Source organism: Streptomyces sp. ML-6, from assembly GCF_030116705.1.
In the GTDB taxonomy this organism is placed as follows: domain Bacteria; phylum Actinomycetota; class Actinomycetes; order Streptomycetales; family Streptomycetaceae; genus Streptomyces.
Genome location: NZ_JAOTIK010000001.1, coordinates 6,275,032 through 6,288,293, shown reverse-complemented (window position 1 = coordinate 6,288,293; position 13,262 = coordinate 6,275,032). Strand labels below are relative to the sequence as shown.

The following is a 13,262-nucleotide window of genomic DNA, read 5'->3' as shown; positions in this document are numbered from 1 at the left end:
GTTACCGGCCCCGCCACTTCGGGGGCCGCTTCTCGGTGAAGGCGGCGTGGAATTCCGCGTAGTCCTCGCCGTGCATCAGCAGGGCCTGGGTGGCGGCGTCCATCTCGACGGCGGCGGCGAGCGGCATGTCGAGTTCGGCGGTGAGCAGCGCCTTGGTCTGGGCGAGGGCGAGGGCCGGTCCGTCGGCGAGACGGCGGGCGAGCGCCGCCGCCCGTTCGTCCGCCCGGCCCTCCTCGGCCAGCTCGCTGATCAGCCCGATCCGTTCCGCCTCGGGTGCGCGGACCGGGTCACCGAGCATCAGCAGCCGGGTGGCGTGGCCGAGGCCGACGACGCGCGGCAGCAGGTAGGCGGCGCCCATGTCGCCGCCGGAGAGGCCGACCCGGGTGAACAGGAAGGCGAACCGGGCGGACGGATCGGCGACCCGGAAATCGGCGGCCAGCGCGAGAACGGCGCCCGCGCCCGCGGCCACGCCGTGTACGGCGGCCACAACGGGGAAGGGGGTCTCACGCAGGGCCCGCACGACTTGTCCGGTCATCCGGTTGAAGTCGAGGAGCTGGGCGGTGTCCATGGCGAGCGTCGCGCCGATGATGTCGTCGACGTCCCCGCCGGAGCAGAAGCCGCGGCCCTCGCCCGCGAGCACCAGGGCCCGCACGGCGCGTTCGCGGGACAGTTCGGCGAGCAGGTCGCGCAGGTCGGCGTAGGCGCCGAAGGTGAGCGCGTTGAGTTTCTCGGGCCGGGCGAGGGTGACGGTGGCGACCCCGTCGTCCACGGTCAGCCGCAGATGGCGCCACTCGTCCGTGCGGGGGGCGGAGCTGGGAAACGGGCTCATGGAGGGGGCTCCCCTTCAGCCGTCGGCTGCTACCTGCGATCGAACTTATCACCCGTGCGTGACTTCCGTCACGAGAACGCAATACAGGGAGGACGGGAAAAGTGTCCAACGTCCCTTGCATGCCTGCCGGTGGTCCCTTGTCCGGTTTCTTTCGGTTCGTAAGGTTGAAGAGGAGAAGTCTTGATCCGCAGAGAACACTCTCGTCGCGGAGAACCCTCTCGTCCCGGAAGGGAAGCCATGCTGTGTCGCCCGAGACCCCCTTTCCCGCCTCGTGGCGGATCGACCTGCCGCACTCGACGGCGGCCGTGCCCCTCGCCCGCGCCCTGATCCGCACCGCGCTCGCGGCCACCGACGTGTCGGCCTACGCCGACACCGCCGAGCTGCTCACCGCGGAACTGGTCGCCAACGCGGTCGAGCACACCGGGAGCGACGAGCCCATCGAGCTGGTGGTGGAGCTCCTGCCGACCGGCTGCCAGGTGGAGGTGCGCGACCGCGCCCCCGCCCCGCCCGCCGGCCTCGTCTTTCCGCGGCCGGGCGAGGAGCCGGACCCCTGGCAGGAGCACGGCCGGGGGCTGCTGCTGATCCGCGCGCTCAGCTCGTCCTGCGGCCACCGTGCGACGGAGCACGGCAAGGCGGTGTGGTTCACCCTGCCCGCCCTCCTCCCCGAGAACTGACCCGGCCCCGCCCCGGCGACCCGCCCCGACAGCGGGCCGGACGCCCTCGGCGGCCCGGCAGCCCGGTCATACGCCCTCGGCGGCCCGTCAGCCGGCCGCACACCCTCGGCGCCCGGCAGCCGACCGGACGCTCAGCACGCCGGGAACCGGCCGTACGCCCTCAGCGGCCCGGGTCCGCGACGGCCAGCCGGGAGCGGCTGCGGCCGTAGCAGGCGTACACCACCGCGCCGACGACCAGGAACACCGCGAACTGCAGCCAGGTCGCCCATCCCGTCCCGTACATCAGATAGAGGCAGAAGCCGACGCCCAGGAGCGGGCTCAGCGGATAGAGCGGCACCCGGAACGATCCCCGCACCTCCGGGTTGCGGCGGCGCAGCACGATCACCGCGAGGTTCACCACGACCATGGTGGCCAGCGTGCCGATGGTGGTCAGGTTCACCACCACGTCGAGCGAGGAGAAGGCCGCCGGGACCGCGAAGACCACCGCCACGATCCAGGTGTTGGCGACCGGGGTGGCGGTGCGCGGCGAGACCCGTTCGAAGACCCGCGGGATCAGGCCGTCCCGGGACATCGACATCAGGATGCGGGTCTGCCCGTACATCACCGCGAGCACGACGGACGCGATCGCGACGACCGCCCCGAAGGCGATGATCCCGCCGCCGATCGTCGATCCGGTGACCTGGTCGACGACGATGGAGAGCGCCGCGGGTTTGTCGGCGACGGCGTCCGGGCCCAGGGCGCCGATCGCGGCGAGCCCCACCGCGCAGTAGAGCAGGGTGACCAGGCCGATGCAGATCATGATCGCGACCGGGATGTTCCGCCGCGGGTTCCTGACCTCCTCGCCGGCCGTGGTGATGGCGTCGAAGCCGATGTACGAGAAGAACGCCAGCGAGGCCCCGGCGGTGACCCCGGCCGGGCCGTGGGCGAAGAAGGGGGTGAGGTTGCCGCGCTCGAAGGCCGTGAAGGCGATGGCGCAGAACAGGAGCAGGATGGTGATCTTGAGGATCGCCATGGCGGCGGTGGCCCCGGCGCTCTCCCGGACGCCGCGCACCAGCAGGGTGGCGGCCATCATGACCACCAGGACGGCGGGCAGGTTGACCACTCCGCCGTCGCCGGGCCCCGCCGAGAGCGCGGCGGGCAGTTGCGCGCCGAAGAGGCTGTCCAGCAGTTCGTTGACGTACTGGCTCCAGCCGACGGCGACCGCGGAGACCGAGACGCCGTACTCCAGCAGCAGGCACCAGCCGACGAGGAAGGCGACGCGCTCGCCGAGGGTCGCGTAGGCGAAGGAGTACGAGCTGCCGGAGACCGGGATGGCGCTGCCCAGCTCGGCGAAGGAGAAGGCGGTGAAGACGCAGGTGATCGCGGCGAGCACGAAGGACAGCACGACCGCCGGACCCGCCTCGGCGACGCTGTCGGAGAGGCCCACGAAGATGCCGGTGCCGACGACGGCGCCGATGCCGAAGCACACGAGCTGGAAGAGGCCCATGGTGCGCTTGAGTCCGTGCCCCTCCAGGTCGGCGCCGGACTCGGCGATCAGCTGGTGGGGGCTCTTGACGCGCGCCCCGGACGGGCGCGCGGGGCTCGATGGGCGCAGCGGACTCACGGGGATGATCTCTTCTCTGGTGGAACGCGTGGGGGGACGCGCGCGCCGGAGCCGTGGGGACTCCGGGCTCCGTCACCGGTCCCGGCGTCGGCACCGGCCCTGGGGGCCGTGCCGGTTCCGGAACCGGTGGCGCGCACGGAAATGGGGTTCGAGCGTGCGAGCCCGAACCCCACCAAGAGGCAACATATTAGTCACCTGTCCGCATGTTCACCCAATCAGACGCATTTCCATGCATACGTCAGCCGCGGTCGGCGGCCAGGGTCGCCACCAGGACGGCCTTGATCGTGTGCATCCGGTTCTCGGCCTCGTCGAAGACGATCGAGTGCGCGGACTCGAAGACCTCGTCGGTGACCTCCAGCTCCGCCAGCCCGTGCACGGCCTCGATCTGCCGCCCCGTCTCGGTGCCGAGGTCGTGGAAGGCCGGGAGGCAGTGCATGAACTTCACGTCGGCGTTGCCGGTGGCGCGCAGCACGTCCATGGTCACGGCGTACGGCGCGAGGGCGGCGATGCGCTCGGCCCAGACCTCCTTGGGCTCCCCCATCGAGACCCAGACGTCCGTGACGACGAAGTCGGCTCCCCGGACGCCCGTGGCGATGTCCTCGGTGAGCGTGATGGTCGCACCGCTCCCCGCGGCCAGCCGGCGGGCCTGGGCGACGACCGCCTCCGCGGGCCAGTACGCCTCGGGGGCGACGATCCGGACGTCCATGCCCAGCAGGGCTCCGGTGATCAGGTACGAGTTGCCCATGTTGAAGCGGGCGTCCCCGAGGTAGGCGAAGGCGATCCGCTCCAGCGGCTTGTCGCTGTGCTCGGTCATGGTGAGGACGTCGGCGAGCATCTGGGTCGGGTGCCAGTCGTCGGTGAGCCCGTTGAAGACGGGTACGCCGCCGTATGCCGCCAGCTCCTCGACGGCGGCCTGGCTGTCCCCGCGGTACTCGATGCCGTCGAACATCCGGCCGAGTACCCGGGCGGTGTCCTTCACCGACTCCTTGTGCCCCAGCTGCGAGCCGGAGGGGTCCAGATACGTGGTGGACGCGCCCTGGTCGGCGGCGGCCACCTCGAAGGCGCAGCGGGTGCGGGTCGAGGTCTTCTCGAAGATCAGCGCGATGTTCCTGCCGCGCAGTCGCTGCACCTCGGTTCCCGACTTCTTGGCGGCCTTGAGCTCGGCCGCGAGGTCGACCAGGCCGCGGAACTCCTCGGCCGTGAAGTCCAGCTCCTTGAGGAAGTGGCGGCCTGCGAGGTCTATGGCCATGGGGCGGCTCCTGGGTCGGGCGGGATGCGCACATGCATTGACACTGGAAGTCTATACGACACCATGCATCGCTATACGGGCTGGTGTGTCCGTGCTCCCCTCCATCGCTCCCGCGTCGGCCCGCCTACACCGGGTCGCGCACCACCGGACAGCTCATGCAGCGCGGGCCGCCCCGCCCCCGGCCGAGTTCGCTGCCCCGGATCTCGATGACCTCGATGCCCTCCTTGCGCAGGTGGGTGTTGGTGGTGGCGTTGCGCTCGTACGCGACGACCACGCCCGGTTCGACGGCCAGGACGTTGCAGCCGTCGTCCCACTGCTCGCGCTCGGCGGCGTGCACGTCCTGGGTGGCCGTGAGGACCCGGATCGAGTCCAGCCCCAGGGCGTGCGCGATCGCCCGGTGCATGTGCTCGGGCGGGTGGTCGGTGACCTTCAGGTCCCTGGGCCCGTCCCCCGGCTCGATGGTGTACGAGCGGAGCATGCCCAGCCCCGCGTACTTGGTGAAGGTGTCGCCGTCGACCATCGTCATCACCGTGTCGAGGTGCATGAACGCACGGCGCTTGGGCATGTCGAGCGCCACGATCGTGCGCGCCGAACCGGCGTCGAACAGTCCGCGGGCCAACATCTCCACCGCCTGCGGCGTGGTGCGTTCGCTCATCCCGATGAGGACCGCGCCGTGGCCGATGACCAGCACGTCGCCGCCCTCGATGGTGGAGGGGTAGTCGTCCTGCCCCTCCGACCAGTGGTGGAAGGCACCGGCCTCGGACCCGGTGAACAGGGGGTGGTGACGGTAGATCGCCTCGAAGTGGACGGTCTCGCGCTGCCGGGCCGGCCAGCGCATCGCGTTGATCGACACCCCGTCGTATATCCAGGCCGAGGTGTCCCGGGTGAAGAGGTGGTTCGGCAGCGGGTCCAGCAGGAAGTCGTCCTGGTCCATGACGTGGAAGCGGACGGACGTCGGCTCGCCGTTCCGTTCCAGGAACTCCCGCTTGGTCATCCCGCCGACGAGCGCCTCGGCCAGTTCGGTACTGGACAACTCCTCGAAGGCGGTGCGCAGATGCTCGGTGGCGAGCGGGCCGTACTCCTTCTCGTCGAAGACCCGGTCCAGGACGAGCCGCCTGGCCACCGGGATGTCCAGCGACTCACGGAGCAGATCGCCGAAGAGGTGCACCTCCACCCCGCGGTCGCGCAGCACGTCCGCGAAGCCGTCGTGCTCCTCCCGGGCACGGCGCACCCAGAGCACGTCGTCGAACAGGAGCGTGTCCTTGTTGCTCGGGGTGAGCCGTTTCAGTTCCAGATCCGGGCGGTGCAGGATGACGCGGCGCAGCCGCCCGGTCTCGGAGTCGACGTGGAATCCCATGTCTTCATCCTCACCGTGCGGAGCGCCGTTCACCCGATGAATCGCCAGCGGGTTTCCGTCGGTCCCACCGACGCACCCGCCGACGGTCCGCGCCGACCACCTCCGCAGAGCCCGCCGGATCGACCTCCGTAGAGCCCGCGGGTCGACTGGCTCAGAGCCCGCAGGCCACCTCCGCAGAGCCCGCGGCCGACCGGTTCAGAACCTGCCGACCACCTCCGCAGAACCTGCCGACCACCTCCGCAGAGCCTGCCGACCACCTCCGCAGAGCCTGCCGGATCGACCTCCTCAGAGCCCGCGGACCAACCGGCTCAGAGCCGCGGGTCGACCGGTTCCGATTCCAGGGCCAGCACCGCGAACACCGCCTCGTGGACCCGCCACAGCGGCTCCCCCTCGGCCAGCCGGTCCAGCGCTTCGAGCCCCAGCGCGTACTCCCGCAACGCCAGCGACCGCTTGTGCCCGAGGAACCGGCCGCGCAGCCGTTCCAGGTTCTCCGGGCGGGTGTACTCGGGCCCGTAGATGATCCGCAGGTACTCCCGGCCGCGCACCTTGATGCCCGGCTGGACCAGTCTGCCCTTGCCGTCCCGGACCAGGGCGGCGAGCGGCTTGACGACCATTCCCTCGCCGCCGCCGCCGGTCATCTCCAGCCACCAGTCGACACCGGCGCGCACCGATGCCTCGTCCCCGGTGTCGACGACGAGCCGACGGGTGACCTGGAGCAGCCCGGTCGGGTCGTGCTCGACCAGCCGGTCGAGCCAAGCCAGTTGCTCGTCGTGCGGCACGGAGGCCAGCGAGCGTCCCTGGACGGCGAGGATCTGGAACGGCGCGAGCCGCACCCCGTCCAGGCCCTGGGTGCTCCAGCAGTAACGCCGGTACGCCTCGGTGAACGCGGCGGCGTCCTCGGCCCGCCCCTGCTGGCGCCCGGCGAGCTCGCCCACGTCCACCCCGCGCGCCGCCGCTGCCGCGAGGGCCGCGTCGGCCACCGGGAGGACGGCGCCGGACGAGGCGCCGACCGCGGCGTACTGCGAGCGCAGCAACCCGCCGGCCTTGAGGGACCACGGCATCAGCTCGGCGTCGAGCAGCACCCAGTCGGTGCCCCACTCCTCCCAGAGCCCGGCGGCGGTGACGGCCGCGCGCAGCCGGCCGAGGATCACCTCGGTGAGCGCGGCGTCGTCGAGGAACGGCCGCCCGGTGCGGGTGTACAGCGCCCCGGTCGGACCGCCCGCGGCGCCGGCGTCCTCGGATTCGGCCCCGACGCCGAACCGTTCGCGGGCGGCAACCGCGTCCCGGCAGACGAGCGCCACCGCGCGCGAGCCCATGTGCTTCTCCTCGCACACGACCCGGGCGACCCCGTCCGCCCGGTACTGGGCGAAGGCTTCGGCCGGGTGCTCCAGGTAGCCCTCCTCGTGCGAGGTCGCGGTGGGCGCCATGGTCGGCGGGAGGTAGCCGAGCAGCCGGGGGTCGACGGCGAACCGGCTCATGACCTCGAGCGCGGCGGCGGCGTTCTCCTCCCGGACCGCGATGCGGCCCATGTGCCGGGTCTCGACGATCCGGCGGCCCTGCACGTCGTCGAGGTCCAGCGGCCGTCCTTCCCGGCCGCCGGGCGCCTCCGTGGCCAGCGGCTTGACCGGCTCGTACCAGACCTTCTCGGCCGGTACGTCCACGAGTTCGCGCTCCGGCCAGCGCAGCGCGGTCATCTTCCCGCCGAAGACCGCGCCGGTGTCCAGGCAGATGGTGTTGTTCACCCAGGAGGTGTTGGGCACCGGGGTGTGGCCGTAGACCACGGTGGCCCGGCCCCGGTACTCCTCCGCCCACGGGTAGCGCACGGGCAGGCCGAACTCGTCGGTCTCGCCGGTGGTGTCCCCGTAGAGCGCGTGCGAGCGGACCCGCCCGGAGGTGCGTCCGTGGTACTTCTCCGGCAGACCGGCGTGGCAGACGACGAGCTTGCCCCCGTCGAGCACGTAGTGGCTGACGAGCCCCTCGATGAACTCCCGCACCTGTCCGCGGAAGGCCGGGTCCTTCTCGTCCTCCCGGTCCAGCTGCTCGATGGTCTCGGCGAGGCCGTGGGTGTGCTGGACCTTGCGGCCCTTGAGGTAACGGCCGAGCTTGTTCTCGTGGTTGCCCGGTACGCACAGGGCGTTGCCCGCCGCGACCATGGCCATGACGCGGCGCAGCACTCCGGGGCTGTCGGGGCCGCGGTCCACGAGGTCGCCGACGAAGACCGCCGTACGCCCTTCGGGATGCGCGCCGTCGACGTATCCGAGCTTGCCGAGCAGGGTCTCCAGCTCGGAACTGCAGCCGTGGATGTCGCCGATGATGTCGAAGGGGCCCGTGAGGTGGCGCAGGTCGTTGTAGCGGCGCTCCAGCACCACTTCGGCGTTCTCCGTCTCCTCCTCGGTGCGCAGGACGTGCACCTTGCGGAAGCCCTCGCGCTCCAGGCCGCGCAGCGAACGACGCAGTTCGCGACGGTGGCGCTGGACGACGTGGCGCGGCATGTCGGCACGGTCGGGGCGGGAGGCGTTGCGCGCGACGCAGACCTCCTCGGGCAGGTCGAGGACGATCGCGATGGGCAGCACGTCGTGGCTGCGGGCCAGCTGGACCAGCTGCTTGCGGCTCTCGGACTGCACGCTGGTCGCATCCACGACGGTCAGCCGTCCGGCGGCGAGGCGCTTGCCCACGATGTAGTGCAGGACGTCGAAGGCGTCACCGCTGGCGCTCTGGTCGTTCTCGTCGTCGGCGACCAGCCCGCGGCAGAAGTCCGAGGAAACGATCTCCGTGGGCTTGAAGTGCTTGCGGGCGAAGGTGGACTTGCCGGAGCCACTGGCCCCGATGAGGACCACGAGGGAGAGGTCGGTCACCGGCAGTGTGCGCGAGGTACTGGTCATGCGGCTTCCGCCTCCTTCTCGTTCTCGTTCTTGCTGTCGTTCTTGCTGTCGTTCTTGCTGTCGTTCTTGCTGTCGTTCTTGCTGTCGTTCTTGCTGTCGGCCATCGTGAACACGGCCATCTGGGTGGGCGGTCCCACCTCCGGCTCGTCGTGCCCCACGGGGACGAAGACAACCTCGTACCCGTGTCGCCGCGCCACCTTCCCGGCCCAGTCGCGGAATTCGGCCCTGGTCCACTCGAACCGGTGGTCGCCGTGGCGCACGTGCCCGGCGGGCAGCGTCTCCCAGCGGACGTTGTACTCGACGTTCGGCGTCGTCACCAGCACCGTGCGGGGGCGGGCCGACCCGAACACGGCGTACTCCAGCGCGGGCAGTCTCGGCAGGTCGAGGTGTTCGACGACCTCGCTGAGCACCGCGGCGTCATATCCCTTGAGCCGCTTGTCGGTGTAGGTGAGCGAGCCCTGCCGAAGCGTGACCCGGCCGGCCTGCCGCTCCCCCATCCGCTCCAGCTTCAGCCGCCGCGAGGCGATGGCCAGGGCGCGCATGGAGACGTCGACTCCGACGATCTCCGTGAAGCCCACGTCCTTCAGGAGCGCCTGCACCAACTGGCCCTGACCGCAGCCCAGGTCGAGCACCCGGCTCGCACCGGCGGTGCGCAGCGCCCCGAGGATCGCGGCGCGCCGCTGCTCGGCGAGCGGCACCGGCTTCTCCTCGGTGTCGGTCGTCTCGTCCACGGCGTTGTCGATGCTCTCGACGTCGAGGTCGTCCGATTCCGCGAGCCGTACCATTTCGAGCTGCTGCATCGCCTGCCGGGTCAGACCCCAGCGCCGGGACAGGTAGCGGCTGGTGATCAGCTTCTGCTCGGGGTGGCCGGCGAGCCATCCCTCGCCCGCCCGCAGCAGCTTGTCCACCTCGTCCGGCGCGACCCAGTAGTGCTTGGCGTCGTCGAGCACCGGGAGCAGGACGTACAGCTGCCGCAACGCGTCCGCCAGCCGCAGCTCGCCCTCCAGCACCAGCCGTACGTACCGGGAGTCCCCCCATTCCGGGAACCGCTCGTCCAGCGGTACGGCCACCGCGTCCACGCTCGTCCAGCCGAGCGGCCCGAAGAGCTTGCGCACCAGCTCCGCGCCGCCCCGGGCGGGCAGTGCGGGGACTTCGATCCGCAACGGCATCGGCGCCGCCGCGCGCTCCGGCAGGGCCCGGCACACCCCTCGCAGCGCGGACTTGAAGACCGTGCTCATCGCGACGGAGAGCAGCGAGGAGGCCGCGTACGGGCGGTCGTTGACGTACTGCGCGAGCGCCGCGTCGGGGGCGCCGCCCCGGCCCTTGCCCTTGCCGCGCCGCACCAGCGCCACGGCGTCCACCTCCAGCAGCAGCGCCGCGGTGCAGCGCTCGACGGACGCCTCCGGGTAGAAGACATGCGCGGTGCCGTGGGAGGTGGAGAACGCCTGCGCCTTGTCGGGATGCTTGTGCAGCAGGAAACCGAGGTCGGTCGCGGGACGTTCCGGGATGCCGGTCGTACTGATCGTCAGGAACACACGTCCGATTATGGTCCGGTTCACTTCTCCCCCACCAGGTAATTTCACTCGTCCGGGCGCGTCTTCGCCCCTTCTTCCGCCGGGCCCGCCACCGGCCGGCCGAGCATCCCGGCCAGCTCCGCGACGAGGTCCGGGCCGACCCGGCAGCAGCCGCCGATCAGCCGGGCGCCGGCGCTTCGCCACGCGCTCGTCCGCCCCGGATCGAAGGTGGGGGCACCGGCCCAGGCCCGTCTCCCGGCATCCCAGCGCTCACCGCTGTTGGGGTAGACGACGACCGGCTTGTCCGCCACCTCGGCGGCCACCCGCACCGCCCGGTCCGCGTCCTGCGGGTCGCAGCAGTTCACCCCCACGGCCATCACCTGGTCCCGGCCCGCGGCCAGGGCGAAGGCCGCCTCCAGCGGCTGCCCGGCCCTGGTCCGGTCGCCCGCCACGCTGTACGAGAGCCAGACGGGCAGCCCGCACCCCTCCACCGCCCGCAGCAACGCCTCGGCCTCGTCGATGTCCGGCACCGTCTCCAGCGCCAGCACATCGGGCCCGGCGGCGGTCAGCGCCTCGATCCGGGGCCGGTGGAACCGCTCCAGCTCCCGCACGGAGAGCCCGTAGCGGCCGCGGTACTCGCTGCCGTCCGCCAGCATCGCCCCGTACGGGCCGACCGAGGCGGCGACCCAGACGTCCCGCTCCACCGCGCCGGCGGCCCGCCGCGCCAGCCGCACACTGCGGGCGAACAGCTCCTCGGCCTCCGCCCGTCCGATGCCGCGCCGCGCGAACCCCTCGAAGGTCGCCTGGTACCCGGAGGTGATGAGCACCTGCGCGCCCGCCCGCACATAGGCCGCGTGCGCCGCCTCGATCTGTTCGGGCCCGTCTGCCAGCAACCGGGCCGACCACAGGGCGTCGGACAGATCGCAGCCCTGCGCCTCCAGCTGGTTGGAGAGTCCTCCGTCCAGCAGGACCGGCCCCTGCGCAAGGGCACGTTCGAGCGTGCGGCCGGACGGGCGCCCGGCCCGCGCCCCGGCCCCGGGGGCAGAACCGGAGGCGGAACCGGACAGGGGCCCGGGGACTTCGGGGACGGTCGGGCCATCGGCTGCACGGGCGGGTCGCACGGTGACTCCCTCGGTCCTTCACACATCGGAACAAACGGGGCGGGGAAACGGGACAGGGAAACGGGACGGGGACTCGGCGGGGCCGAGCGAGCCGTGGGCCGGGAGCCGGGGCCGAGCGGACCGGGTGCCGGGGCCGAGCGGACCGGGTGCCGGGGCCGAGCGGGCGGGGGAGCCGGAGCCGAGCGGACCGGGGCCGGGTGCCGGGTGCCGAGCGGACCGGGCGGGGCAGTCGGGGCGGAGGCCGCTCCGGCCGGCCTCGCCTTGTCTCCCGGTCGGCAGGCCCCGGCCCGCCCGGTCCCAGCTTCCCGGCCCGCCCGGCTCCCCGACCCACCCAGCTCCCCGGCTTCAGACGAACCGGGGCCGCACCCCGGCTCAGCCGAGCTGGGGCTGCACCTGGGAGGCGATCAGCTCCAGGTGGTCCAGATCGTCCAGGTCCAGGACCTGGAGGTAGATCCGGGACGAGCCGATCGCGCCGTACCGGCCGATCTTGTCGACCACCTCGGCGGGCGAGCCCGCGAGCCCGTTCGCCTTCAGCTCCGCCACCTCACGACCGATGACGGCGGCACGGCGCGCCACCTCGGCGTCGTCCTTCCCGACACAGACCACCAGGGCGTTGGAGTACACCAGGGCGTCGGGATCGCGGCCGATCGCCCCGGCCGCATCCCGGACCCGACCGAACTGCTTCTCGCTGTCCTCCAGGGAGGCGAAGGGGATGTTGAACTCGTCCGCGTACCGGGCTGCGAGCCGCGGCGTGCGCGTCGCGCCGTGGCCGCCGATCAGGACCGGCACCTTGGCCTGCGCCGGTTTGGGCAGCGCGGGCGAATCGGTGAGCTGGTAGTAGGTGCCGTCGAAGCTGAACGTCTTGCCGACCTCGGTGGCCCACAGCCCGGTGACGATCTCCAGCTGCTCCTCCAGCCGGCCGAACTTCTCCTTGGGGAACGGGATGCCGTACGCCTTGTGCTCCTCCTCGAACCAGCCCGCTCCGAGGCCGAGCTCCACGCGCCCGCCGGACATCTGGTCGACCTGCGCGACCTGGATGGCGAGGACGCCGGGCAGCCGGAACGTGCCCGCGGTCATCAGGGTGCCGAGCCGGATCCGCTCGGTCTCGCGCGCCAGCCCGGCCAGCGTGATCCATGCGTCGGTCGGACCGGGCAGTCCGTCCCCCGGGCCCATGCGGAGATAGTGGTCGGAGCGGTAGAAGGCGTCGAAGCCGAGGTCCTCGGCCGCCTTGGCGACGGTGAGCAGGGTGTCGTAGCTCGCCCCTTGCTGGGGCTCGGTGAAGATTCGAAGATCCATGCATCCATCCTGCACCTCCGGGCGCCGGGCCTCCCTCCTCGCCTCCCTCCCCCGCGCCGTTGCCGCCGAAGTCCGGTAGGGTCGCCGCCCCGCATCCCCGTCGCTGGAATCCGGCACCCCCGCCCCCGCTGTCCGGGCTCCGGCGGCCCGGCGCGCTCACGGCCGGCCACGACCGGCCGCCGCCGGGCCCGCCGGGCCGCGCGCCGCACCGTACGGGCCGTCCCGCTCCCTGCCGCGCTCCAGATCCTGTTGTCGTTCCCGGTCCTGCTCATCGAGGCGGCGGAGCATCCCGTGCACCCGGTCCATGGACTCGTCGGCCGCGTCGATCGCCTCCATGCACTGCCAGTAGAGGCTCTGTTCGTCGGTCTCGCAGGCCACCCCCACCAAGGCCATCCCCACCTCGCCCAGCAGCGCGCCCAGGCCCGTCAGCGTCGCTCTCGGCTCGGCCAGCTCCGAGAGCTGTGCGGCCCGCGCCACCCCCGCCCGCGCCGCCGGGTGGTCCAGCGTCCCGCCGCTGCGGCCGCCGATCTCGCTGAGGCCGCGCGCCTCGGCCCGTAACACCTTGGGGCCGTCGGCCGCCAGCCGGCTGCCGATCGCCTGGGCCAGCGCCTGGGCCTGCCATGCCTCCGCGATGATGTCCGGCGTCCCCCTGCTCTGAGCCAGCGCACGACGACTGACCCCGACAAGCCGCTCCGCTTCCATGCGTTCCCCCGTCCGTACGAAAGGCCGTCCCCTCG

Annotated in this window: 10 protein-coding genes; 1 reads left to right on the top strand and 9 read right to left on the bottom strand. The window is 72.1% G+C overall.

The features are described 5' to 3' along the window. Window position 1: 1 nt before the first annotated feature. Window positions 2-829 (bottom strand): enoyl-CoA hydratase family protein, encoded by an 828-nt coding sequence (locus OCT49_RS27830; protein WP_283854534.1) that lies wholly within the window; start codon window positions 827-829, stop codon window positions 2-4. A gap of 242 nt (window positions 830-1,071) precedes the next feature. Between OCT49_RS27830 and OCT49_RS27825 the strand changes: the two genes are divergently transcribed. Beyond that, window positions 1,072-1,503 carry an ATP-binding protein gene (locus OCT49_RS27825; RefSeq protein ID WP_283854533.1) on the top strand — a complete coding sequence of 144 codons (432 nt, stop codon included), beginning with the start codon at window positions 1,072-1,074 and terminating at the stop codon, window positions 1,501-1,503. A gap of 160 nt (window positions 1,504-1,663) precedes the next feature. On the opposite strand, the gene OCT49_RS27820 is transcribed toward OCT49_RS27825, so the two are convergent. The 8 genes from OCT49_RS27820 to OCT49_RS27785 form a co-directional block, all read right to left on the bottom strand. Beyond that, window positions 1,664-3,106, bottom strand: a complete 1,443-nt coding sequence (locus OCT49_RS27820) for an amino acid permease (protein WP_391722619.1) — start codon at window positions 3,104-3,106, stop codon at window positions 1,664-1,666. A 238-nt stretch (window positions 3,107-3,344) separates the two neighbouring features. Further along, the gene (gene argF, locus OCT49_RS27815) at window positions 3,345-4,355 is read right to left on the bottom strand and encodes an ornithine carbamoyltransferase (protein WP_283854532.1); all 1,011 of its coding nucleotides are present in this window, start codon (window positions 4,353-4,355) and stop codon (window positions 3,345-3,347) included. Between the two features lie 124 nt (window positions 4,356-4,479). Further along, window positions 4,480-5,712, bottom strand: a complete 1,233-nt coding sequence (locus OCT49_RS27810) for an arginine deiminase (RefSeq protein WP_283854531.1) — start codon at window positions 5,710-5,712, stop codon at window positions 4,480-4,482. 308 nt (window positions 5,713-6,020) lie between these two features. Further along, the gene (locus OCT49_RS27805) at window positions 6,021-8,594 is read right to left on the bottom strand and encodes a polynucleotide kinase-phosphatase (RefSeq protein WP_283854530.1); all 2,574 of its coding nucleotides are present in this window, start codon (window positions 8,592-8,594) and stop codon (window positions 6,021-6,023) included. Next, the gene (locus OCT49_RS27800) at window positions 8,591-10,129 is read right to left on the bottom strand and encodes a 3' terminal RNA ribose 2'-O-methyltransferase Hen1 (RefSeq protein ID WP_283854529.1); all 1,539 of its coding nucleotides are present in this window, start codon (window positions 10,127-10,129) and stop codon (window positions 8,591-8,593) included. The genes OCT49_RS27805 and OCT49_RS27800 overlap by 4 nt, the downstream gene beginning before the upstream one ends. A 44-nt stretch (window positions 10,130-10,173) precedes the next feature. Continuing rightward, window positions 10,174-11,175, bottom strand: coding sequence for a homocysteine S-methyltransferase (gene mmuM, locus OCT49_RS27795; RefSeq protein ID WP_502963488.1), 1,002 nt, complete (start codon window positions 11,173-11,175; stop codon window positions 10,174-10,176). A 426-nt stretch (window positions 11,176-11,601) separates the two neighbouring features. Further along, window positions 11,602-12,525, bottom strand: coding sequence for an LLM class F420-dependent oxidoreductase (locus OCT49_RS27790; RefSeq protein WP_283854528.1), 924 nt, complete (start codon window positions 12,523-12,525; stop codon window positions 11,602-11,604). A gap of 156 nt (window positions 12,526-12,681) precedes the next feature. Next, a complete protein-coding gene (locus OCT49_RS27785; protein ID WP_283854527.1) occupies window positions 12,682-13,227 on the bottom strand; it encodes a DUF6099 family protein in 546 nt (181 codons plus the stop codon). Window positions 13,228-13,262 lie beyond the last annotated feature (35 nt).